We start from the raw sequence: 23,440 nt of genomic DNA on the forward strand, positions 1-23,440 counted from the left end.
GCCTAAGGCGGACTTACGTCGAATTCACAGTGCGGACTCGTCACTTGCCGCCCGTCACGCGGATCAACTCGCCGTTTATATTGCCGTTCGCCTCCGATCCCAAGAAGACGACGAGGCTGGCGATATCGTCGGGAACGCTATGCTTACGGGTCGGTACGTTCTCCCTCTCGCGCTCGATCATATCCTTTGGAAACGTATTCCACGCCTTCTCAGTCATCGTCCAGCCGGGCATGACGACATTGACGTAAATCCCGCTCGGCCCCAGTTCTTTGGCCAGTGTGGCGGTCAAGCCGTGAAGGCCGGCCTTGGCCGCCGTATAGGATGCGCCGCCGGGCATCCCGTCTTCGGCAAGCTCCGAGGAGATATTCACGATCCGCCCCCAGCCCGTTTTCCTCATATAAGGCAACGCTCGTTGAATCGTATAATAATAACCTTCCAGATTGGCGCGAATTTCCTGCCGCCAGCCCGCCGGGGGGACATCCTCAAAAGAAAGCTGCCGGCGTTCCGGCCAATAAACGGCGTTATTGACCAGCACGTGAATCTCGCCCCATCGTTCGACAATTGCGTCGATCGCCAGTTCTATCGCACGGTCATCGTTCAAATCGTAGCGTATCGGCATCGCTTCTCCGCCAAGCCTTTCAATCTCGCGCGCCGTTTGCTCTGCCGCCATAATATCATTGAAATAAGTGAGCGCTACCTTCGCCCCTTCAGCTCCGAACATCTTCGCCACAGCTTCCCCGATTCCGGAAGATCCTCCCGTAACGACCGCGATCTTGCCCTTCAACCCTAGATCCATAGCAATCCTCTCCTTTCATTAAGCGGGGGGATTCTACAATAGTTAGTCTTACATAAATTTAGTTAACCTAAATATATGAATAAAAAAGAATTATTCCTCCTTTCTTAAAGAACCTTCGATTTTTTTAAGCCACATCAGCAAGACCGCCGTCTCCTCGGGCGCGAGGTTCTTACGAACGTGCTGCTCAATATCGGCGAGAATATCGGCGCAGACGCTCTTCTGCGCAAAACCGGCCTCGGTTAAGTAAATCCGCTTTACGCGTGCATCGTCCGAATCCTGCTTACGCATAACCCATCCGCCAGCGACAAGCATATCGAGTACGTTGCTCAAAGAAGCCGGACGGATCCGCAGCTTCTCGTGAAGGTCCTTCTGCGTCTGTCCATCGCCTGAGTTCCACAGCAGTGCGAGCACGCTGACCTGCGCCGTCGTCAGCCCGTATTGCGCCAGCCTCTCGTTGTAGAGATGCCCGGTCTCCTGATAAATTTTCTTGATCCAATAGCTGATGCTCTCATGCAAAGAAAAATCCATTTTCAATTAGCCCCCCTAAATAATAATATATGAAAATAATGGATCGAAGTCAATTTCGGATTACATATGAATGAAGCCGCGGGGGCGGCCAACTTAGTCGTCCACCCTCACGGCTTATCCTCGGAAGCCGCTTATGCCGCTTACCGACCGCTTGCTCTGCCGCCTCCGAAGGGGGAGCCGTCCCCGGCGCTTAAGCTTACCGCCCGCTGCCGTCGCCCGCCTGCAGCGGCTGGCCGGGCCCGGCTTGCTCCTCGCGGATAAGCTGCCACTGCTCGCGGCATGCCCGGATCATCGCGGAATCGACGATCCGCTCGTCCCGTACGACCCGCGAGAACCAGCGGACCGCTTCGTTCCGGTCGCCGAGGCGGCGGTTCAGCTCGCCGATCAAATACATCAGCCGGGCGTCGCTGCCCGATCCGTCCCCTTCTTCGTACACTTTCACGTACGCGTCAAGCGCAAAGCGCATAAATTTCATTTCCGCTTCCGTATCGCCCAGCTCGCGGTACAGCCACGCCAAATGATGCAAAATTCCCGCTATGAGCCGGTCGTTCTCCCCGACCGCCTGGCTGGTCATCAGCGCCAGCTTGTAGCATTCAATCGCTTGATTCGCCGTCCGTTCGCCGCCGTAATCGCGGCCGACCCATTTTGAGCCTAACCGCTCCTCGTAGGCTTGCCGCTGACGTGCCGACAATTTCGCCAGACTGTTCTCCGTGGAAGCATATCCGCATGCCGGACATACCCTCACGACATAATAATCCGGATTCGCCCTCTCGCGGTAATGGCCGCAGAAGTCGGTATCGGTGCGCAAAGCCCTTTTGAAGCTGGAACGGACACGGGATGTCATAAACGGCTTGCTGCAGCACGGGCAAGCAACTTGAATGCGGTAAAGCGGCTCGATTTCCATCAGCGATTACTCCTCGTTCGGTGTATTTATGAAATGATAAGCCGGGCCGGCCAGCCGGTTGATGACCAGCTCCCTCAGCTCGTCCTCCATCCCGATATCGATCAGCGCCCGGTACATGCAGTCAAGCCAAGCGTCCGCCCGCTCCTTCGTAATCGGAAAAGGCAGATGCCGCCCGCGCATCATCGGATGGCCGTACGCGTCGGAATAAAGGGAAGGTCCGCCGAAAAACTGGCTGAGAAACATGTATTGCTTGTCCATCACCGGCCTAATGTCGTCCGGAAACAGCGGGGCCAGCAGCGGATGCTGCTGCACTTTCGGGTAAAAAGCCTCGACGATCCGCCGGATCGTATCGCTTCCCCCTATCGCATCGTAAAGGGTTATATGATTATTCATCGGCATCGATCACTCCAGTATAAATGTCTTAGGCCATTTTTCACATAATTGCCGGCAAACGGCCGCCTTCCCGCATAAGCGGATGTCATCGTCTCCGCGGCGAAAGATCATCCTTGAACTTTATGCTTCGTTATAGTTCAAGTAAAACCGATGCGCCTCCATAATTCAAGCATCGGCACTTTATTAACAAAAAAAGCCCGCCATTGGTCGCAAGGCGGGCATAACGTAAATCGGTGACGTGGCTGGAGTTCAACGTTCAACAGTCGTAATCCTCTTCACCGGGCGCCGCGATGGCCTCCCGGATAACAAAGACGAATGCACAGACGAGAAGTCCCGTAATTATACTCATCACATTCATCACCCCAAACTGTTCCTTAAGGTAATTCCATTGTACCATATTTTTTCTAGGAATCCAGTCTTTTTTTGCAAGCGTTTTCTTATTTTTTTGGTTTGTTTCTTAAGTCTCATGGCGGTGATGATTGTCCAACTCCGCTCATATATATACATAGAAAATAGAGATACGGAGGGAAGCGATATTCCGTTATGGCCAAAACAACCTTAAAATCACGACCGTTCCTTCAGCCTTATGCTCTTGCCTCCTTCGCCGCGCTGTTTATTGCTCTCCTGATGGCCGTCTTTCCGGAGGAAACGCTTGAATCCGCCTTGCGCGGGCTGGATATATGGTGGAAAGTGCTGTTCCCCGCCCTGTTCCCGTTTTTTGTCATTTCCGAAATCATGCTTGGCTTTGGGGTCGTTCATTTTTTCGGCAAGCTGCTTGATCCGCTTATGCGTCCGTTGTTCCGGCTTCCCGGCATCGGCGGCTTCGTCGTGGCGATGGGCTACGTATCCGGCTATCCGGTGGGGGCGAGGCTTACCGCGCAGCTGTGGGAGCAGAAGCTCGTGAACCGGGCCGAAGGCGAGCGGCTGGTCGCCTTCACGACGACCTCCGATCCGATATTCCTGATCGGCGCCGTCTCCGTCGGCTTCTTCCATAACGCCGCCCTTGCGCCGCTGCTTGCGGCCGCCCATTACGGCGGCGCTCTTGTCATCGGCCTGCTGATGCGCTTCCACGACCGGCACGCGCCGCTTACCGGATCGGCCGCAGCCGCCCACCCTTCCGCCGGCCGCCGTTCGCGGCTGCACGAGGCGCTGCGGGAGATGCACTTCGCGCGGCTCGAGGACGGACGACCCTTCGGCAAGCTGCTGCAGGACGCGGTTCAGTCCGCCCTCCGGCTTATGGTTGTCGTCGGCGGTCTGGTCGTATTTTTCTCCGCGCTTATGGAGCTGCTTACGCATGCCGGCATCGTCGCGGCGCTTTCCGAAGGGATGCGGCTGCTGTTCGGCTGGGCGGGATTGCCCGTGCGGCTGGCCGACGCCATCATCTTCGGCGGCTTCGAAGTGACCCTGGGCTCGCGGGCGGCCGGGGAAGCCGGCACGGGCCTGATGCATCAAGCCGCAGCCGCGGCATGGGTGCTGTCATGGGCCGGCTTGTCCGTCCATGCCCAGGTCGCAAGCCTGCTTAGCCGCACCGACCTTCGCTACAAGCCGCTGCTGCTCGCAAGGCTGGCTCATTCGTTCATCGCCGCGGCGCTGGTCTATCTTCTCTGGGGCTGGCTTGCGCCTTAACCTTTCCCCTTCCCGCCGGAGCGCCCTTAAGGACCGGGACTTAAGAGGCTTGCCCGGAGTCATTGAATTTGCTTCGGTCTTCCGATATTATTTTAGGTATGAATCTGATCGGAAGGGGACTAACCTTTGAAATACACCGTTATTGACCGCGGAGACCCGCTATCCCGCGAGCTAGCCGAACGTTTCCATCAATTGGCGGGAAGCCGCGGCCTTACGCCAAGCGAGGAGTCGCCGGAGATCGTTGTTTCCATCGGAGGCGACGGCACGCTGCTTGAGGCGTTTCATCAATATGTCGACCGGATCGCGTCCGTCTCTTTTGTAGGCATCCATACGGGGCATCTCGGTTTTTTTGCCGATTGGCAAAAAGACGAGCTGGAGGAGCTCGTGGAGCTGATGGCCAGCGAAACACCGAACATCGTCCGTTATCCGCTTGCCGAGATCGAAGTCGAAACGGCGAGCGGCGTTACCCGCTATACGGCGGTAAACGAAGCGACCATTAAAGGCGTCGACGGCACGGTCGTCTCCCAAATCAACATCAACGACGAAATATTCGAGATGTTCCGGGGCGACGGCATCGTCATCTCGACGCCTCCGGGCAGCACCGCGTACAACAAATCGGTCGGCGGCGCCATCGTCCATCCGCATATTGAAGCGCTCCAAATCGCGGAAATCGCATCCATCAACAACAGGGTCTACCGGACGCTCGGTTCTTCCGTCCTGCTGCCGAAGCATCACCATTGCGACATTATTTCCAAAAAAGAACAGCGGCTGACGCTTACGATCGACCATCTGTACTTTCTGATCAACGACCTTCGTTCCGTTCGCTGCCGCGTATCGAACGACAAAATCAGCTTCGCCCGCTACCGGCCGTTTCCGTTCTGGAACCGGGTGCGCGAAGCTTTCCTCGGCGATTACGAGCAATAGCCGATATTTGATGCAATCGCGCAAAACGGACCGTCATCCATTCCTGGACGACGGTCCGTTTTTTTCGGGGAGGGAGCCGGGAGCGCCATGCGACGGGCTTCCCGCTTTCGCTTCCTTATCCTATTTTTCCGGCAAAAATTCGGTCGTAAACGCCTTCGTCACGTCTTGCTCTTGCGAAAGAACGCCGATCTCGATCAGCTGTTCCATCAGCGTTTTCCACCGTTCCTCGGTCATATAACCGACGCCGTGCTCGACCGCATCGTAGCCGTATATGAATTCCTCCTGCGTTTTGACGGCGAACTCCATTTCCTTCTCGGACATGTTCGTATTGATCGTCCGAATATGCGCGTCGATTTCCGACGAGGTCGTTTTGTAATCTTCCCAGCCTTGCACCGTGCTTTGCACGAACGCTTTTACCGTCTGCGGGTTTTTCTTCAGAAAATCTTCCGTCGTATAAATGACCGCCGCATACGGCTTATAGCCCGAATCCGCAACGAGCAGCGTGTCGACCGGCACGCCTTGCTCCTCTACGGCAAACGGCTCGCCCGTAACGAACGACTGGCTCGCGGACGACGCATCGGCGATAAAGTTGGCGTGCTGCCCGGTATAAGCGATCTCCGTCGCTTTATCCAGCTTGTATTTGTGCTTCAGAAACTCCCAATACGGCTGTCCGCTTTGGATATAAATCGTCCGGCCGTTCAAATCGTCGAAGTCGTCGATCGGCTGGCCTTCATGGAACATGATCGACTGCGGGCTGATTTGGAACGTCGTCGCGACGGCGACGATCGGAATGCCCTGCTCGCGGGCGAGCAAAATTTGATCCGCATGCGCCAGCCCGAACTGCGCTTTGCCCGAAGCGACGATCTGAATCGACGATACTTGCGGGCCGCCTTGCTCGATCTTTACATTAAGCCCGGCTTTCTCGTAAATTCCGTGCTGCTGTGCGGCAAACAAGCCGCCATGCTCGCTTTTGGCGAACCAGTTCAACACCACTTCGACGTCCGGCTGCTCGACCGAAGCCTTCTCCGGCGATGCGGACGCCTCCGAGGAAGGCGCAGCCGACGGCTCGCTAGAAGCCGCCCCGTTGCCGCTGCCGTTGCCGTTGCCGCCGCAGCCCGCAAGCATTACCGTCAGAACGAGCACCGGCAGCCAAATGCGGAGTTTGTTCTTGTTTCGGAACATTTTTTTCAAAAAGACCCACTCCCTATCTGATTTATCCCTGTTCATTGTCTAAGAAGATAGGCTCATTGTAGGGCCGCTCGGATAGCAGGTCAATTTACATGACATCCTTTTCGTTTCGACGGACAATATCGACCCGTATTTTTGGTCAATATGCACATCTCATCGTTGATTCGAGTCAACAAAGCTAACACAACCTCTTGACCGGGATCGGGGGGCCTCGCTTCCAATCTCCGTATGGTCGGACTGCCAGGCGGGCGGAGCGAAGGGCGTTCAACACTTGAAGATCCCTATCGGCCGCTGGAAGAAAGCGTCAAGGATACGATAAGTACGATCCTCCCGAGCTGTCCCTGCAGCCCGAATAATCGCGTGCAAAAAAAAAGACTGCTCCAATCGCAATGGAGCAGTCTTCCGAATGAAGCGCAATCAACCCTTTAGCAAAAATTTATTCCCGTCTTCATCGTAAAAATGGGCATAAGTTCCCCACTGCATCTTTTGAGGTTCGGCCTCGAATTTCACGCCGCTGCTTTTCATTCGCTCGTAAGTGCCGAAGATGTCGTCGCATTCGAAGACGATGGACGGCTTCATTTCTTCCCAGCCTGGCATCATCGCCTGCGGGTAAAGAACCAATGCCGACTCCGCGCCTTTTGGGGCGACTTCGAGCCAAGCGCCGTTTGGACCCATCGGCGTTTCCCGGACGAGATCGAAGCCGGCCTTCTCCACCCAGAACGTTTTCGCTTTTTGCTGATCTTCGACATAGACCGCGGCCGTCGCGATTTTTTTAATCATTGCGTTGTTCCTCCTTGCGCTGTTGAATTCCACAGTCACTTTAGCACGGCCGTTCAAAGCTCGTCTTGTAAAAAAACGACATCCTGCGGCCCCCGGCTCTTACCGTCTTTCCGGCGGACCCATTTTATATATTCAACCGGCGTAATTCCTAAACAAAGCTTGAAATCCTTGGAAAAATGAGCGTAGTCATAGTATCCCATCTCCAGCATGCAATCATGCAAATCAAGGTCCGGCTGAAACATGAGACGAAGCCTTGTCCGATTGAATCGGGCGATTTTGTGAAGCCGCTTCGGAGACAGACCGGTAAGCCGGGCGCATAACCGCTCGAATTGGCGCTGGGAATAACCGCTGTCCGCCACGGCGCGGGAAACGTCGTAAGAGGCCGGCTCGCCGTACAGCTTGCCGAGTACGGCGAGCATCGCCGGATCGATCCCGGACGGACGTAAAAGGTTGGACAGAAACGCTTCGATCAGCTTCTGGGCAATGCTCATGTCCGTCGTGTCGGCAAGCCGTCGCTCCAAATCCGGCAGCAAGCCGGAGGCGTTAGAGGCGAGCGCCTCTTCGAGCGGCACGAAGCTGTCATTGAATCCGCCTACAGGCTTGTCCGACAGAGCGGCGAGTCCCCACGGCAGCAGCCGCACCCCGAACGAACGAAGCTCTCCGTCCGCATAGAGGTGGTGATAGCGGGACAGCGACCCGATAAAAAACGCTCGGGGCAGCGTCCGGCCGGACACCGAATAAGCGGCTCCGTAATGGAATATAAGCTCCTGGCAGCCATCCGGCCACAACACTTCGCCAACTTCGCCGGCCCGATACGTCCTTCTCAGCTGCCAGAAGCATTTAACCGAAGAGGATAGGAAGTCTGCCGGCCGTCGTTCCTCATAGTTCATCACCAATTAACCACCTTGGCCTGAAATCATTCTATCGACAAAACAAGACCGTTCGCCGGTCGGAGCCGGGTAACGGTCTTCTAAACGATTTATTCCGGTTTATGTGCGGTTCGGATCTTTCCGAGGCCTGCGATTGTCTTCGGAGGCTGCCGCAACGTCGTCCTTGGCCGTAATGCCAAACGGCTTTTTGTTGCGGTGATGGCCGTTCGGGCGGTTGTTTTTGCGTTGGGAGTTCGTTTCGCCTTCTCCAACTTGTTCCGGATAATGCTGACTGCGCGGTTTGCGGTCGCGCTGCGGATAACGGCTGCGCTCCGGCCGTTCGGTCTTGTCCGGGCGGTCGAACCTGGCCCCCCGGTCGGATCGGTCCGGTCTGTCTGCTTGACGCTCCGGTTTGTCCGGACGGTCAAGCTTGTCATGCTTCGGATAAGGCTTGCCCGCTTTCTCCGGCACATCAAGACGGCCGGCCGCATCGCCCGCGCCTTTCCGTTCCGGACGGCCATCGGGTTCCGTCCGCGAGTAACGAAGAGGCCGCTCGTTCGGCTGCTCCGGCTTGTCCGCCGCCGCCACCCGCTCCGCGGACGCTTCCGGCGCTTCCTCCTCCGGCTCCGTCCCGTCTTCCGCTTGTCTCGTAAAGCCTACCTTCTCCAGCACGAAATAAGCGCAGCCGAAGTTGCAATACTCGTTAATATAGTCCGACAGGCTGGAGAACGAGCAATCTTTCGTCGCCTTGGCATGGTTGTCCTTCAGAAAGCCTTTCAGCCGAAGCTGGTTGTAGCCCCAGTCTCCGACGATATAGTCGTAACGGTCCAGCACTTCGCTGTAGCGGTCCCGGAACGCGTCGGGATTCCAACCGTTTTTGTTCTCGTAGATGATTTCGTATACTTTGCCACCGATATGAATCAACCTTTGATTCCTCCACTTCTGGGAGCCGCCGTTAAACGCCGCTTGCGCCGCTTTCGATCTGCTCCAGCTCTGCGGCCGCGACAGCGGAGTCCGTCTGCTCGTGGGCATGATAGGAGCTGCGGACGAGAGGGCCGGATTCGACGTGACGGAAGCCTCTGCGGAGTCCTTCCTCCTTCAGCTTCGCGAATTCGTCCGGATGCACGTAGCGCACAAGCGGAAGATGCGCCGGCGACGGCTGCAAATATTGCCCCAACGTTAGTATATTGCAATCAACGGCGCGCAAATCGTCCATCGCTTGCAAAATTTCGTCCCATTCTTCGCCTACGCCCAGCATAATGCTGGATTTCGTAGGAATTTTCGGAGCCATTTCTTTGGCCCGTTTCAGCAGCTCGATGGAGCGTCTGTACTTGGCTTTCGCTCTTACGCGGTCGGACAATCGCTCCACCGTCTCGATATTATGGTTCAAAATATCCGGCTTCGCGTCCATGACCACCTGAAGCGCGTCCCAATTGCCCATAAAATCCGGAATCAGCACTTCGACGCGGCAGAACGGCATCCGCTTCCGGATCGCCTTGATCGTCGCCGCGAAGATGGAAGCGCCCCCATCCGCAAGGTCGTCGCGCGCGACCGAAGTCACGACGCAATGGCGAAGTCCCATCTGCTCGGCCGCTTCCGCCACCCGTTCCGGCTCCTGCAAATCGAGCTCGGTCGGCATTCCCGTCTTAACGGCGCAGAACCGGCACGCTCTGGTGCAAATATCGCCCAGAATCATAAAGGTCGCGGTACGGTTCGCCCAGCATTCGTAAATGTTCGGACACCGCGCCTCTTCACAAACGCTGTGAAGCGTTTTCGAACGCATCATATCTTTTATTTCGGCATAATTGCCGTCTGTTGCCAGCTTAATCCGGAGCCAATCCGGCTTTGCTATTTTTTCTTTTGGTTTCATGTATGAAAAACCCTCTTTCAGCTATATATCAAGCCGCTTCTCATTTGCCCATTATACCATGTTTCGCCGGAAAAGGGGACTTTTGCGACAACTTCCCGGTCTCCCGAACGCGGAACCGGAACGGCCTCGCCGCCCGGCCTTCCTTTCGTACCGCCGATTTCGCATCCATGGGTTATTTTCCAATTTCGGATAAAATGATTTCGTTTGCGTTAACCTAGGAGCAGTGAAACCGAAAAGAAAGGATGACAACGTTTGAAACGATGGATGGGCAAGGGCGCTGCATGGCTCGTACTGGCATCGCTGCTGCTGGCCCCGGTATCCGACGTAACGGCCAAGCCGGCAAGCGCGGCAAAGCCGAAGGAAACTTCGGCCAAGGAGGAAATTGCGGCCCGCAAACAGCTTTATGAAAAAATAAGCATGATGACCGGCGTCTCTTGGCAGCGTCTTGCCGCGATCGATCAATACGAGCGCTCGATGAGCAAGGCGAAACCGAAAGCAAGGCCGCAGCTCGGCGAAACCGTGGGCGTATTCATCGAGGAAGAGAAATGGGTAGGTCCGCTCAATCCCGATACGGAGGATCATACGCCGTTGTCGATCAAGTGGTTTAACGGCATCGGCAGGGACGGCGACGGCAACGGCATCGTCGAGAGGACGAACGATACCGACCTGCTGTATTCCATCGTCAGCAAAATCGCGCAATACGGCCTTTCCGAGGACGACTTCGCCATCGGCGTATGGGAGTATTACCACAACCACCGGGCCGTAAAAAGAATAAAGCAATTTACCGATATTTATACGGCGTTTGGCAAGCTGAACCTGTACGAGCATGCCTTCCCTTTGCCGGTCGGCGATTATTATTCCTACCGCAGCACATGGGGGACGGGACGGAGCTGGGGCGGCTACCGCATCCACGAAGGGACGGACATTTTCGCCCCGTACGGCGTCCCGGTTCGAAGCACCTGCTACGGCATTGTCGAGGTCAAAGGCTGGAACCCTTACGGCGGCTGGCGCCTCGGCATCCGCGACCTGAACAACTATTACCATTATTACGCCCACCTGCAGGGCTACGATAAAAAGCTTAAAATCGGCGACGTCGTAAAGCCGGGTCAAGTGGTCGGCTGGGTCGGCAGCTCCGGCTACGGAAAGCCGGGGACGCAAGGCAAGTTCCCGCCTCATCTTCATTACGGCGTCTACCGCGACCGCGGCCTGGTCGAATGGGCGTTCGACCCTTACCCGCTGCTGCGGTCCTGGGAGGTAGCGGAGCAGCGCCGTCTCCGGGCCAAAAAGTAAAAGCCGCCGCGCACCGTTTGCGCCGGAACAAGATGAAGCCAAAGGAAGATGACGGTCCGCCTTCGAATTCGCCGTTCTCTTCCGGTTTCCCGAACCGCGCCAAATTCTAACGAACTCATCAAGGCCGTCCCCGGCGAGGGGACGGCCTTATCGTCTATCCATTCCTTTATAATCGCCTATATTCGCCGCACGAGCCCTTCGTGCCGCACGGTCCACGTTCCGTCGCCCGGAAAGCCGGGCGCATGCGTATCGGGGCCGCCGATCCATCCCGCAGCCATCAAAGCGACGGCGGCAAGCAGTCCCCCGTTGCCCGGCAAATAGCAGAGCAGATCGCCCCGCTGGTAGTTGTGGCCGTTCGCGAGATAGCTGTTTTTCACTTGATCCATCAGCAGCATGTCGACGGCCAGCCACGGCTCGCCGAGCCGGGCTGCGCTCATGGCGGCCATCGGGAAGTCCCAGCCCCACGACGTTTCCCATGCCCAGCTGTCGCGGACGCGGTGAAGCGTCCGGAGCATCGTCTCCTTGTCGACGAGCTTGCCGGGCAATACGCCGCAAGCGCCCAGCATCGACGGATGGTCGATGTTCGCAGTCTCGAACGTATCCGATATCAGCTCGTGCGCTTCATAGACGCCGTCCTTCTCATGCGGCCTCGACAGCAGCGCGCAGACGCGTTCCCACAGAGGCTCGGGAGCGAGGCCGAGCCGGCTCCGCCATTCGCTGGCGATCGTCAGCCCGTGATGCCAATATTCCAGCTCGAACGTCGGGTTCATCGTCCGGTCCCCTCTATGGTTCTCCTGCGCCGGAATCACGGGCGGACCAAGCACGTAGCGGCTGCCCGCCTCCTCCCAGACGGCGTAGGAGGCCATAAAACGAGCGCTTTCCATCACGATGTCCCGGTAACGTTCAAGCGTCTCGCGGGTCGGCTCAGCCTGATAGCATAGTTCGGCCAAGTCGATCGGATGCGGCTGCTGCCAGATAAGCAGGGTCGCGACGTTGGACGGGCTCTGGTCGCCTTCCGGCCCGACCATCTTCGGCCAGCGGGCCCCTTCGTAGCCTTGGGACGCCGCAAGCTCGCGCGCTTTCGGCAATATCCGGCTGTACCAGTCCATGCTTTTGCGAAGCAGATCGATGCGTCCCCATTGCGCGAAATGGGCGGCATGCCACCAATGCATTTCCAAATGGGCTTTGCCGAACCAGCTGTTGTACATGAGCCCGGTTTCCTGCGGGGGAAGCGTGCCCGCCGAATGAAGCGCGGTCAGAAACTGCGACAATACGACGCGCCGCTCGAGCTCCAGCGCCCGGGGATCGCGGCTTTCCGCCAGCTCGACCGCGCCGCCGCGCCGCCAGAACGCTTCCCAATGGCGGCTCGAAGCTTCGAAGACGGCGTCCGCCGCTTCGGCGGCCGGCGCATCTCCCGGCGATAGGCAAACGGTTAAGTCCAGCCGTTCGAGCGAAGCGGCCGGAACGACTCGAAACGCATGAGCGCCCGTCTGCTCCATGCTCCCGTCCGTCCATGCCAGCTTGACGCGGTAAGCGTCCTCGTCCATGATCCGTTCGATTTCCGCGCCGCGGCGGTTTGCGCTTAGGCACGCCGTCCGATGCAGGTCCGAACAGCCCCAGTTCAAAGCGATGCTGTTCCCCCAGGCGCGGGCTTGCGGGTGCGGAGCCGGAAAGCGAACCGTAATCGACAAGCGGCCTTCCCCGATCAAAGGGGATTCGATCCGGATGCCGAGCTGGTCGGAATCCGGATGGCAGGCCGTCATGACCCGAACGGGCGTACCCCGCACCTTGAAGCGGCTGTCGATAACGCCCCGCCACAGGTCCAGCGTCTGCTCGATATCGTGAAGCTCTTCCAGCTTCACGGCGCCTCCGTCTTCGTCCAGCAGCTCAAGGCCGAAGGCGCCGAGCTGGACGCGGTGCGGATTTTGCCTCAGCCAGTGAAAAACTTCCTCCTGCCCGGCAGCGTCCGTGGCGTAGCCTACGCTTCTTCCGTGCGTATCGAACGGCTTCAGCCGAAGCTCCTCCAGACTGTGGCGGGCCCGCCCGCCGGTGGAATGCCACCCCCAATTCGTCTGGGTTCCGAGCGGGAATTCATACGATTCCGGAAAGCTTTGCATGCCGGTAACGTCGACGGTGTAGGCCAGCTCCCCGTTGCCGACGGAAAGCGGCGCCTTCTTCTCCGCCCGGCGGAGAACCGGATTATGACGGGAGACGAGCGCCTTCCGGTCAATCGGTTGCATGCGGATTCCTCCTAATGGTTAAACTCGATTATTTTTGATAGCTTTTTACTTTGTCGTACCAAGCCTGCGCCCGTTTCGTCACTTCTTCGCCGCCGGATTTGTTCCACCTGTCGACGAACTCGTCGAATTTCTCGATCGGCCACTCGCCGATGACGATCTTGGACAAATATTCTTGGAACAGCTTATGGGATTGAATGTCGGGATATCCTTCGTAGACGGACGCCGGCATCCCGTCTCCCGCAATGCGGCGAGCGTCGGCGGTCGCCGTTTCGAAGATGTCCTTGATCATCTGGACTTGATCCTCCGGGAACGTCTGCTCGATCCGTTCGTCCATCGTTTCCTTCGTGTTGTAGTTCAGCATGCCGAGTCCGATCGGCTTGTTGTCGTCGGCCGGGAGCAGTTGCTTCTTCCCGTTCACAACCTCGTGCTGAACGCCTTCGATGCCGAACCGGACGAATTCAGCGTTCGCCGGATCGTAGAAGAAATCGAGCAGCTTGAGAGACGCTTCGGCCTTGTCCTCGGAAACTTTCGGAATGAGCCATTCCGGCTCCCCGACGCTTTTTTGCGTGACGAAGCCTTCGTAGCCTTCCACCTTCGGCATCGGCATGCCCGCGATTTGAACATCTGGAGCAAGCGTCTGGATCGCGGCGATCTTGTCCTTCAGGTTCGCGGGGAGATGGTACCAGCTGCCGACCAGATTGTTGTTGATTTTCGCCGTCCATATTTCGCCCTTGTTCAAGAACGTCTCGCTGTCGAGCAGCTTTTGCTCGTACAGCTCCCGGGCGAACTGAACGGCCGCCTTCATATTGGGGGTGACGCCGGCGTATTGCAGCTTTCCGTCGTAAATGTCCCACTCCGGCTTGCCTTCCCACATCGCCACGCCGTACATGCCGAACAAATGGTCCATCCACGTGCCGAACTCGCGGCCCGTCGTCGGCAGCTCGTCTTTGGTTCCGTTGCCGTTCGGATCCTCATTCAGAAAAGCCGTCAGCACATTAACGTAATCTTCCTGGGTCTGCGGCATTTCGAGGCCAAGCTTGTCGAGCCAGTCCTGACGGATCATCGGCGCCCGTTCCGGAATCATGTAAATTTTCGGCACGTAATAAATTTTGCCGTCCTCGGACGCGGCCCGCACGATATCCCACGCTTCCTGCGGAATCCTCTCCCATACGTGCGGCGCGTATTTCGGCAGCAGATCGTCCAGCGCCAGCGCCCCGCCTTGGGAAATAAGCGTCTGCTCGACGCCGCCCACCGGGCGGAGAATGTCGGGCAGGTCGCCGGACGCGATCATGACGTTCATGCTTTCGACGGGATCGCCGCCGGACGAGGTCGTGACCAGGTTATACAGCACGCCCGTTTTTTCCGCGACATATTGCACGTGAGCATCGTCGCTTTTCGGCAGCTTGCCTTTGCCGAGATGGGTTTTGTATACGTCGACGACCGTATACTTGGAATTCACGCCTTCCGCGCCGGAAGCGCCGGATTCCGATTTGCCGCCGCTGCATCCGGCGAGCAGCGCCGTGCCCGCCAACGCGGCTGCAAGCGCGAGTCGTACGCTTTTGGTCCATGCTTTCATCCCGATCTCCCCTTTTTTCCGAATATAAAATGTATAAGCCGCTCTCCGGCTACCCTTTCAAGGAGCCGAGCATTGCGCCTTTGACGAAATATTTCTGCAGAAACGGATAAGCCATAATAATCGGCGTCGCGGCGAAAATGATCGTGGCCGCCTTCAGCGTCGTCGTGTTGTAGCCGACGTTGCCGATCATGTCGAGCACGTCCAGCGTTTCGGGCGTCACGATATATTCGCGCAGCTTCACCTGCAGCGGGTGCAGGCTCGAATCGCGGATAAACAAGATCGCCCGCTGGAACGTGTTCCAGTAACCTACGGCGTAAAACAGGCTGACGCTCGCCAGCACCGGCTTCGACAAAGGCAAATAAATTTGGAACAGCACCCGGAAATCGTGGCAGCCGTCGATTTGGGCCGAGTCCTCCAGCTCCGACGGGATGCCCATAAAGAAGGTACGGATAATGACCATATTGAACGTGCCGAGAACGCCGGGAACGATCAGCGCCCAGATCGAATCGAGCATGCCGAGCGCCTTGACCGTCATATAAAACGGGATGAGCGGCGCGTTGAAAATCATCGTAATGACAATGCCGAACATGACGTGCTTGCGGATCATGAATTTCGCGTGCGCAAGCGGATACGCGGTCAGCACCGAGATGAGCAGGCTTGCGAACGTGCCGGCCACCGTAATAAAGACCGTTACGCCAAACGACTGCCACAGATCCTGCCTGTTCAAAATGTGCTCCCACGAAGCGGCCGTCCACTCGACCGGCAGCAGAAACACCCTCTTCGAGTCGGCGGCGACCGGCGAACTGAACGATACCGCCAGCATTTGCAGCAGCGGCGCGATCATCGTAAAGGACGCCGCCGTCAGAAACGCGTAGTTGACGAACGTGAACAGCTTTTCTCCGATTGACGTTTTCATCACCACAACCCCTGCTCCGTTTTTCTGGCGAACCGGTTAAAAATCCACAGCAGCGCAAACCCGATAACCGACTGGAACAAGCCGATCGTCGTCGTCATGCTGTACTGCCCTTGAAGCACGCCGGCCCGGTAAACGTACGTTTCGATAATGTCCCCGACCGAATAGGTCATCGGCGTCAGCAAGTTGAAGATTTGCTCGAAGCCAAGCTCGAGAAAATTGCCGATCCGAAGCAGGAACAAAATCGTAATGGTCGGCAGAAGCGACGGAAGCGTAATGTAAATCATCTGCTTCCATCTGCCCGCCCCGTCCACGACGGCCGCCTCGTACAAATTCGGGTTGATGCTCGTCAGCGCGGCGAGATAAATGATCGTCCCCCAGCCGACTTCCTTCCATATGCCCGACAGCACGACGATGGAACGGAACATGCTCTCCTCCTGCATGTACAGAATCGGCTCGTAGCCGAACCAGCCCCGAACGACGTTGACGATGCCGCCCGTCGCAAGCAGCTCGAACACGATGCCGCCGACGACGACCCAGGACAAGAAGTGGGGCAAATAAAAGACGCTTTGGTACGTCCGCTTCGCAATCGTGTTGCGGACCTCGTTAAACAGCAGGGCAAGCGCGATCGGCGCCGGAAATCCGAACGCGAGCTGGTATAGGGCGATCAGCGCCGTGTTGCGCAGCACGTTCCAAAAATCCGGATACGAGAAAATAAATTTGAAATTATCGAAGCCGACCCAAGGGCTTGCCCAGATGCCTTTCAAGATCTGGTAGTCCTGAAAAGCGATAACGCTCCCGGCAAGCGGAACGTATTTAAACACGATGTAATACACAATGCCGGGCAAAATCATGAGATACAGCATCCAATGCCTGCGCATGTTCCGCCAATACCGGCTTACGGATGCCCGCTGCCTTGCTCCCTCCTGGGGCGCCACGCGAGAGTAAGCCATGCCGCTTTCGACCGCCTTTCCATATCGAATGATGATCTTGCAGATGCGCGCACCCCGATCATACGGCGGCCGGCTGCGGAGCGGCAATGAATCATTCGCGTTTGGCATGGGCGAAAATAAGAAATTCCACCCCGGTGCAAGATCGGCTCATAGGGTGGAAGTTCCGTTGATCGGCTAGATTCAGACGCTAAACCGTTTATATTTCATATTCTCCCGGTATTTGCCGGGGGTAATGTCTTTGAATTTGCGGAACACCCGGATGAAGCTGTTCTCGTGCTGATACCCGACCATCCGCGCGATTTCGGACAGCTTGTAATCGGTTTCGATCAGCAGCTCTCCGGCGCGCTCCACGCGCAGCTTCGTGAAATAGTCGTGAATCGTTTCGTTCGTCTCCTGCTTAAACAATTGGCTGGCCAGGCTTACGCTGATCGGAACGGACGCGGCAATTTCCTGCACGCCGATGTTTCCGTCCAGATGCCGCTTCATGAATTCGATCATTTGCCGCACCATCAAATATTCTTTGCTGCCGGTCATGCCCCGGCAATGCTCGCACGTCCGGACGATTTCCTTCTCCAGCAGCCCGGCGATGCCGTCCAAGGTCAACGTCTCGAGCTGGGAAGCGACCGCCGGGTCGTCCCAGCCGCCATGCTCCTTCATCCCTTCCAGCTTGAGAAGCCCTTTGCGGATATCCGCGAAGGCGAATATCGCTGCGGAAGGCGACGGCTCCCCGCGGCCGATGTGCTCGGCGATCCGTTCCATCAGACGGAGCGCTTGCTCGGCGTTTCCCGATTCCGCCGCTTCGAGCAGATTGGCCGAATGGGCCGGATCGGGCAGCCCCGCCCCTTCCGCCGCGGCGATGTCCTCGTATGAAATGACCGAACGGTATCCGCGGTACAACCGGTAGCCAACCGCGGTTTCCGCCTCGTAGAACGCTTGCCTGAGCCTGAGGATTTCCTCGAACGGCCGGCTTATTCCGATCGAGACGTCCGTGCGAAGCACGCCTTGAATCATGCGTATGGCGCCCTCCAGCCGCTCCCCAAGATCCGGCTGCCGGTCGGATATAGGCTGAATCAGCAAGGCAAGCTTATCTTTCCCGAGGTCCAGGTTCACGCTCCGGCAATCGCCGGCCAGCAGCTCCTCCGCAATGTTCAGCATGGCGTATTTGTAAAGAAAACGGTCGTTGTCCGTGACGTTCTCCGCCCACTCCGCGTACCGGTCGACCGAAACGATCACGACGCGCAGCGGCCCGCCCGTCCAATCCTGAAAGTATTGCCGCCAGCGGGATTCGATCTCCCGCTTCCCGGACAGATTGCCCATCACGACGTCCTGCACGAACTTGGAGGTCGCCTCCGCTTTCGTCAGCCGGATTTGCCGCGACAGCTCCTCATGCGACCGGAGCAGCCGGTACGTAATGCCTTCCAGCTTCCCGAAGTCCGTGCCGTCATCGCTCTTCTCGTAGTCCGCCAGCAATCTGGTCATCCGCCGGATCGGCCGGAACGATACCGCATGAATATGGATAATGAGCCATGCCCCGAGGACAAGCGCGCCGAACGAGACGAGCAGAACGGCGGTGCGGATCGTTTTCGACTTGGCCAGCACCTGGTCCTGCGAAACGATGGATACGTAATTCCACTGCGTAATCGGCGAAGGGTTGTACGTCAGCAGCAGCCGCTTGCCGTCTTGCTTGAAATCGCCGTACCGCTTCTCTCCGAGGCGCGAGATCGTTTGATGAATCGCACTCTCGTCGATCAGACCGTTCCCAAGCGCATATACAAGGTTCCCGTCCTTGTCCAGAATGTACTGCGAATTGTCGATGCGGGATACGGCATTCAGGCGCATTTGCGAGAAGAGCGCCGCGCTGTCATAGTTCATCGCAATAATTCCCTTCGTCTTCCCCTGGATGACGATCTTGCGGAAATAAGTCAGCTGGCTCGCGCCTTCGCGCCCGGAGGAAGCGGAGAGCGTTCGCGATTTGACCAGCATCGGCCGCTCCCGCAGCTCCGATTCGACGCCTACCCAGTCCGAGTCCGGAAACGTAATGAATCTGGAGCTGTAGCCCTGCGGATAAGCGACGAAGCTGCGCGTGTCCGTATTATAAATGTATGCGCTTTCCAAATAGGGGAGATTAACGACGATCGATTTCAAATAGTCGGTCAGCTGCTTGATCTCCGCCTGGGACAACTGGCCCTCCTCGGTCAAATACCGGTAAACGCCCGAGTGAAGGGCAAGCTTGATCGCGCTGCCGTCCGTGTCCTGAATATACCCCTCGATAAAATTCATTTTGTCGCTCAGCAGCTGATGATGCATTTCGCTAAGCTCGCTTTGCAGCACCGACTTGGACGTATAATACGAGGTCAGGCTTACCGTCAGGATGATTAGAAACACGGCAATCGTAAGCGCAAAAACAAGTCTTGCCTGCGTCGTCGACAATAACGTTCTCGTCCAGTTCGTCAGCTTCGCCATCGCGGCATGCCCCCCGGCTATCAGTCTTTTCACTTATGTTACCACATGCGGCGGCGACTCGTTCCCTTTTTGCTCAAAAAAAGAATGCGCTTTCTTTCTAACCGCTTTATTACCGTCAAAATTTGAAACCCGGCTATAAACATATGAAATTCCCCTCGTTTTGCGGACAAAACCGGCGACTGCGTACGGACGGAGCAGGGGGACCAAACGTTTCAACCAACCGGCTTTGGCTCGCTCTGCCGCCTTGGACGGGTAAAGCGGGCGAAAAAGCCGGAACACTTTAGTCTTAACGGTAAATGTACAGTTAAAAAAGCCGCTGGCCGGCAGCATCCTCATATGAACTGCGATGATACAGTTAAAATTGCATCCCCGTAACTCCATTCATAAACGGCGGCGTTAACCGCATCTTTGCAGTTAACGCCGCCGTTTTGGTCCTTTGGGCTTATTTTTAAATATATGATTGCATTTACATTCAAATCCAAGGTGCCGGCGGTCGCAGTCGCATCGCAGACCGGCAGACAACGGCGGCGCTATTCGCCCGGCTCGAACACGCTTCGCAGTTCATGCCTTGCGTAATCGAAATACCGCCCCTCCAGCAGCCCGGCGAGCGAGTCGGTCACGATAACCTCGATCTCGTTGCGCCCGGCCTTGAGCACGGCCGTATCCCCTTGCCAACGGTAAGGCGTCCAAGCTCTCGCTCCCAAGGGCGCGCCGTTCACCCTTACTTCGGCGACATCGTGGAAATGTTCGTCCCACTGGTCGAAAACAAGCTCGAACGATGAAGCGGCGGGTACCTCCGAAAGTTCGGCGGCCGCGCGGAACGAAAGCTCCCCCGCGTAATGCGGGAAGCGGCTCCAAGGACCCGAACGAAGCGGCAGCAACAGGGGCTCGGCCGGGACCAGGACCGGCTCTCCGGCCTCGCTCAAGCGTACGTGGAAATCGCCCGTCACGTACAATGGATCGTTCAGCCCGTCGGAATCCCGCTCCGCCCGCACATGAACGGTAATTTCATTCCTCCCTTGGACAAGCAGCGGCGTTATTTCGTAAGCGCGGTTGCGGTGATCGTACAGAAACGCCGGCTGCCAGCCTTCCGGCGCGAGCAGCTTGCCGTTTACGGCGATTTCCGTTTTTCCGGCAACCGCCTCTTCGTCCATGACGAGCCGGATGCCGGACAAGGCGCCGTCCAGCTCGAATGACGCCGAATAAGAGGCGTACAGCGGATACGGAAGCTCCATGCGCATCGGAGTGCCGAACGGCTGCCGCATGCGTATCGGCAAGCCTTCCCCTTCCGCCCGCGCCAAATCCTCGCATTGATCGATCAGCGTCTTCGGCTCGACGGTAACCGCCGCCTTGCTCACATAGCGGGCGTCCTCCGTCGCGATTCCAAAGCGGAAGCGGCCGAGGCGAAGCGCGTTTGACCTTCGAAGCGTCACGCTCCACGGCCCGGACGCGTCCAGCTTCCAAACCCACGGCTCGGCGGAATTCGCCGGGCCGGCCAATCCCGCGAATGCCCCAGGCGCGGCGGGGCCCGGCGGTTCGGCGGAACCCGGCAGTTCGGAAAGCGCCGGCGCCGGCCTGAACCGGTACAAGACGGAAGCGTAAGGGGCGAGCTCGACGGGAAGCGAGACGGCGTCCGCTTCGTCCGCCTCCAATATGCAATGCGGCACGACCGCCCCCGTCTCCAGACACATCGTTTCGCATTCGATGGCGCGTATGCCCCGCCTGTCTTCGCCCTCCTCCAAGGCGTCCCGGAACAGCGCGGCAAGACGGAGCGTCAACTCGCCGCGAATCGTGCCGCCCTCTTGATTGGCGATAAAGACGGCGACATCCCCGCCGTCCAGCCGCCGGACGTGAAGCAGCGTTGTTCCGCGCTCGCCGCCCGCGTCCAAGCGGGCCGGCAGCGGCTGAAGCTCCTCCAGCTTGCGGCACGCTTCCGCCATGACCGCCTGCGGATCGGCGTCCTCGGCGAACGGCAGGAAATACGCGTCCCGCTCGCCCTTGCGCCAGCTTTCTTCAAGCGGCCGATCGGCCGGATATCCCGCTTCGCAACCGAACGTTTGCCTTACGGCGTCTGCGAAAGCCGCCTCTGCTCCTTCCCCGCCCGCGCTCCGCTCCGGCAGCCGGCCGAGAGCGACCACCTTGCCTCCCTGGCGCAGGAAACGCTCGATCCGATCCCACGCCTTCGGCTCGAGCTCGATCATCGGCGGCAGGACGACGCATTCGTAACGGGCGGTACCGAGCTTGACGATGCCGTCTTCGACATCCGCTTCGGCCAGCAGCTCCGGGTCAAGGTGGTCGTAATCCCTCCCGTGCTCCGGCAACGCGGCCATCGCTTCGATCCACCAGCCGCGAAGCCGCGCAAGCTCCTCCTTCTCTTCCGGATCGCCGCCTCCGTACGAGAAACCGTGAAACGGATTGCCGAGCTTCGACCACAGCGTAGCCGTCGGTTCAATGAGCGCGGTCGCGATGACCGCCGAACCGCTGCTCATGACGAGACTGATCCGCCCCGTGTAGTCGGCCAGCTTGCCGAAATGGCTCCAATACGGGTTTTGCACGAACTGGGACGGCGGCGCGTCGTGCTTCCGCATGCCGTCCAGCGTATAGAAAAAAGCGTGGAAGTTGAACATGTTCGTCCCCAAGCTCGCCAGCCGGTCGATCATCCATTTCGCGTCTTGCAGCGTCATCGACCAGCCGACGCTATGGAAGCATTCGATCAGGTTGCGCGGCTTGCTCAGCTGCCGTGCAAGCGAGCTGACCATCTTCGGATTGTAGCGAAAATGAGCCGCATTCCGCCGCAGCAGCCAGCCCAGCGGCCGTCCCAGCTTCTCGTGGCCGGCGTCCCCGCCGGGAATGTCGGTGCAGTCCAGCGTAGCGTGCCGCACGGAAGGCGCCTCGGCCACGTATTGCAGCCCGCGGCTTCGGCACCAATCGGCAACCTGCCGGTGATACGCTTCGCGAAGCAGCAGATGGATCGCCTGGTAATAATGCTGCCGGACCCGCCCCGCTTCCGGCGCTTCGTCGTCGTATAAGGCATACAGCTTGCCGCCAAGGTCGTAGCCGAATTCCGCCCGGAACCGCTCCGCAAGCCGAGGGGACCACGGCATGGCGCCGAGCAGGCCGACCTCGTCGCTGAAGACGCCCTTGATCACCGAGCCGAAATACGGCTTCAGGTGCTTCTCGTAACGGCCGTGCGTCAGCCGGATAAACGTCTCCATCGCTTCGGCGTTGCACGGATCGACGTAAGTGCCGTAATATTTAAAGTCGCCGATTTCCTTCTCCAGAACGACCAGCGCCTCCCATTCCCCTTCCGGCGCGGTCCATTCGAGCCGCATGGCGGTCCCGTAAGTAAAATACCGCTTATCGTTGTAGGCCGTCAGCCCGGTTTTCTGAAACACCGGCTCGGTCTGGACGCTGCCGATATAATCGGCCAGATCGACCGACCGCTCCCAATCGCGTTTGCCGCCCGCGACGGGAACCGCCCGGGCATAAAGCGCTTTCGCCCATGGAAGCGCAAGCGTCAGACGCTCCCCTCCCCGTACCGGCGCCCGCTTGCATTCGAGCGTACGAAGCTTCGCTTCCGGGTGCAGGAGCACCGTTTCGCCGCCGGCCATCCCGCTCGGGTACGGAAACTCGTCGTACAGCCATACATGCAATCCGCACGCCTCCGCCTCTTGGACGGCGACCCGGACTTTATCGAACCAGGCCTTGGATAAATACGGTACCTCCAGCCCTTGCCGGGCGCACAGGAAGAACCCTCCGACGCCTTTGTCCGCCATCTCCCGGACTTGCTCCCGAATGACGGCGTCCTCCATCTCCCCGTTCCAGAACCAAAACGGGTGGATCCGATACTCCGGACCCGGATTTGCAAACTCGCTTTGCTTCAGCATGTCTGGTCCCCTTTCGGTTGCGTTTACGCCCGCTGCGAAACGAGTGGCGGCGTCCGGCGTTCCGGCTCTAATGCCGCTGGCGGCGGTGCGGATTTTCGCGGCTTCGGCTTCCTTCGGAGCCGCTTCGCTATCTTGGGTGTAAAGCGAACGGACGTATTATTTATTCGGCTCATGCCCATCCGGTCCTTCCGGCTCGGCGCAACTTTCGTTCCGAAGCCCGGCCTCGCGGAACGCCGCCGG

General features: G+C 58.1%; 18 protein-coding genes. 3 read left to right on the forward strand and 15 right to left on the reverse strand.

Translation table 11 applies throughout. The features are described from left to right. Positions 1–40: 40 nt before the first annotated feature. The 4 genes from ACFSW5_RS22925 to ACFSW5_RS22940 form a co-directional block, all read right to left on the reverse strand. Positions 41–796, reverse strand: a complete 756-nt coding sequence (locus ACFSW5_RS22925; protein WP_379278518.1) for an SDR family NAD(P)-dependent oxidoreductase — start codon at positions 794–796, stop codon at positions 41–43. 90 nt (positions 797–886) lie between these two features. After that, the gene (locus ACFSW5_RS22930; protein WP_379278521.1) at positions 887–1,324 is read right to left on the reverse strand and encodes a MarR family winged helix-turn-helix transcriptional regulator; all 438 of its coding nucleotides are present in this window, start codon (positions 1,322–1,324) and stop codon (positions 887–889) included. Positions 1,325–1,520: 196 nt separating this feature from the next. Next, complete coding sequence (locus tag ACFSW5_RS22935; RefSeq protein ID WP_379278523.1) at positions 1,521–2,228, reverse strand: DUF2225 domain-containing protein; 708 nt, start codon at positions 2,226–2,228, stop codon at positions 1,521–1,523. Between the two features lie 6 nt (positions 2,229–2,234). Beyond that, on the reverse strand, positions 2,235–2,621 hold the full coding sequence (locus ACFSW5_RS22940; RefSeq protein ID WP_379278525.1) for a globin domain-containing protein: 387 nt from the start codon (positions 2,619–2,621) through the stop codon (positions 2,235–2,237). Positions 2,622–3,164: 543 nt separating this feature from the next. Between ACFSW5_RS22940 and ylbJ the strand changes: the two genes are divergently transcribed. Both ylbJ and ACFSW5_RS22950 read left to right on the forward strand, forming a co-directional pair. Then, a complete protein-coding gene (gene ylbJ / locus ACFSW5_RS22945) occupies positions 3,165–4,247 on the forward strand; it encodes a sporulation integral membrane protein YlbJ (protein WP_379278528.1) in 1,083 nt (360 codons plus the stop codon). 126 nt (positions 4,248–4,373) lie between these two features. Next, entirely contained in the window at positions 4,374–5,171 is a 798-nt protein-coding gene (locus tag ACFSW5_RS22950; RefSeq protein WP_379278531.1) for an NAD kinase, read from the forward strand. A 120-nt stretch (positions 5,172–5,291) separates the two neighbouring features. On the opposite strand, the gene ACFSW5_RS22955 is transcribed toward ACFSW5_RS22950, so the two are convergent. The 5 genes from ACFSW5_RS22955 to lipA form a co-directional block, all read right to left on the reverse strand. Further along, positions 5,292–6,353, reverse strand: coding sequence for an ABC transporter substrate-binding protein (locus ACFSW5_RS22955; protein WP_379278739.1), 1,062 nt, complete (start codon positions 6,351–6,353; stop codon positions 5,292–5,294). Between the two features lie 423 nt (positions 6,354–6,776). Next, positions 6,777–7,139, reverse strand: coding sequence for a VOC family protein (locus ACFSW5_RS22960; protein ID WP_379278533.1), 363 nt, complete (start codon positions 7,137–7,139; stop codon positions 6,777–6,779). Between the two features lie 53 nt (positions 7,140–7,192). Beyond that, complete coding sequence (locus ACFSW5_RS22965; protein ID WP_379278742.1) at positions 7,193–8,029, reverse strand: AraC family transcriptional regulator; 837 nt, start codon at positions 8,027–8,029, stop codon at positions 7,193–7,195. Between the two features lie 99 nt (positions 8,030–8,128). Further along, positions 8,129–8,932, reverse strand: a complete 804-nt coding sequence (locus ACFSW5_RS22970) for a YutD-like domain-containing protein (protein ID WP_379278536.1) — start codon at positions 8,930–8,932, stop codon at positions 8,129–8,131. 31 nt (positions 8,933–8,963) lie between these two features. Continuing rightward, positions 8,964–9,878, reverse strand: a complete 915-nt coding sequence (lipA, locus tag ACFSW5_RS22975) for a lipoyl synthase (protein ID WP_379278538.1) — start codon at positions 9,876–9,878, stop codon at positions 8,964–8,966. 264 nt (positions 9,879–10,142) lie between these two features. Here lipA and ACFSW5_RS22980 point away from each other — a divergent pair, with 264 nt between their 5' ends. After that, complete coding sequence (locus tag ACFSW5_RS22980; RefSeq protein ID WP_379278744.1) at positions 10,143–11,168, forward strand: M23 family metallopeptidase; 1,026 nt, start codon at positions 10,143–10,145, stop codon at positions 11,166–11,168. Positions 11,169–11,344: 176 nt separating this feature from the next. Here ACFSW5_RS22980 and ACFSW5_RS22985 read toward each other — a convergent pair whose 3' ends face one another. The 6 genes from ACFSW5_RS22985 to ACFSW5_RS23010 form a co-directional block, all read right to left on the reverse strand. Continuing rightward, the gene (locus tag ACFSW5_RS22985) at positions 11,345–13,408 is read right to left on the reverse strand and encodes a glycoside hydrolase family 65 (protein WP_379278540.1); all 2,064 of its coding nucleotides are present in this window, start codon (positions 13,406–13,408) and stop codon (positions 11,345–11,347) included. Between the two features lie 28 nt (positions 13,409–13,436). Next, positions 13,437–14,984, reverse strand: a complete 1,548-nt coding sequence (locus tag ACFSW5_RS22990) for an extracellular solute-binding protein (RefSeq protein ID WP_379278543.1) — start codon at positions 14,982–14,984, stop codon at positions 13,437–13,439. Between the two features lie 49 nt (positions 14,985–15,033). Then, a complete protein-coding gene (locus tag ACFSW5_RS22995; protein WP_379278545.1) occupies positions 15,034–15,900 on the reverse strand; it encodes a carbohydrate ABC transporter permease in 867 nt (288 codons plus the stop codon). After that, complete coding sequence (locus ACFSW5_RS23000; RefSeq protein WP_379278547.1) at positions 15,900–16,850, reverse strand: ABC transporter permease; 951 nt, start codon at positions 16,848–16,850, stop codon at positions 15,900–15,902. The genes ACFSW5_RS22995 and ACFSW5_RS23000 overlap by 1 nt, the downstream gene beginning before the upstream one ends. 180 nt (positions 16,851–17,030) lie before the next feature. Continuing rightward, a complete protein-coding gene (locus ACFSW5_RS23005; RefSeq protein ID WP_379278550.1) occupies positions 17,031–19,346 on the reverse strand; it encodes a helix-turn-helix domain-containing protein in 2,316 nt (771 codons plus the stop codon). A 497-nt stretch (positions 19,347–19,843) separates the two neighbouring features. Further along, positions 19,844–23,200 (reverse strand): hypothetical protein, encoded by a 3,357-nt coding sequence (locus ACFSW5_RS23010; RefSeq protein ID WP_379278552.1) that lies wholly within the window; start codon positions 23,198–23,200, stop codon positions 19,844–19,846. Between the last annotated feature and the right edge of the window lie 240 nt (positions 23,201–23,440).

Source organism: Paenibacillus thailandensis (genome assembly GCF_042685365.1).
Classification (GTDB): domain Bacteria; phylum Bacillota; class Bacilli; order Paenibacillales; family Paenibacillaceae; genus Paenibacillus_AP; species Paenibacillus_AP thailandensis.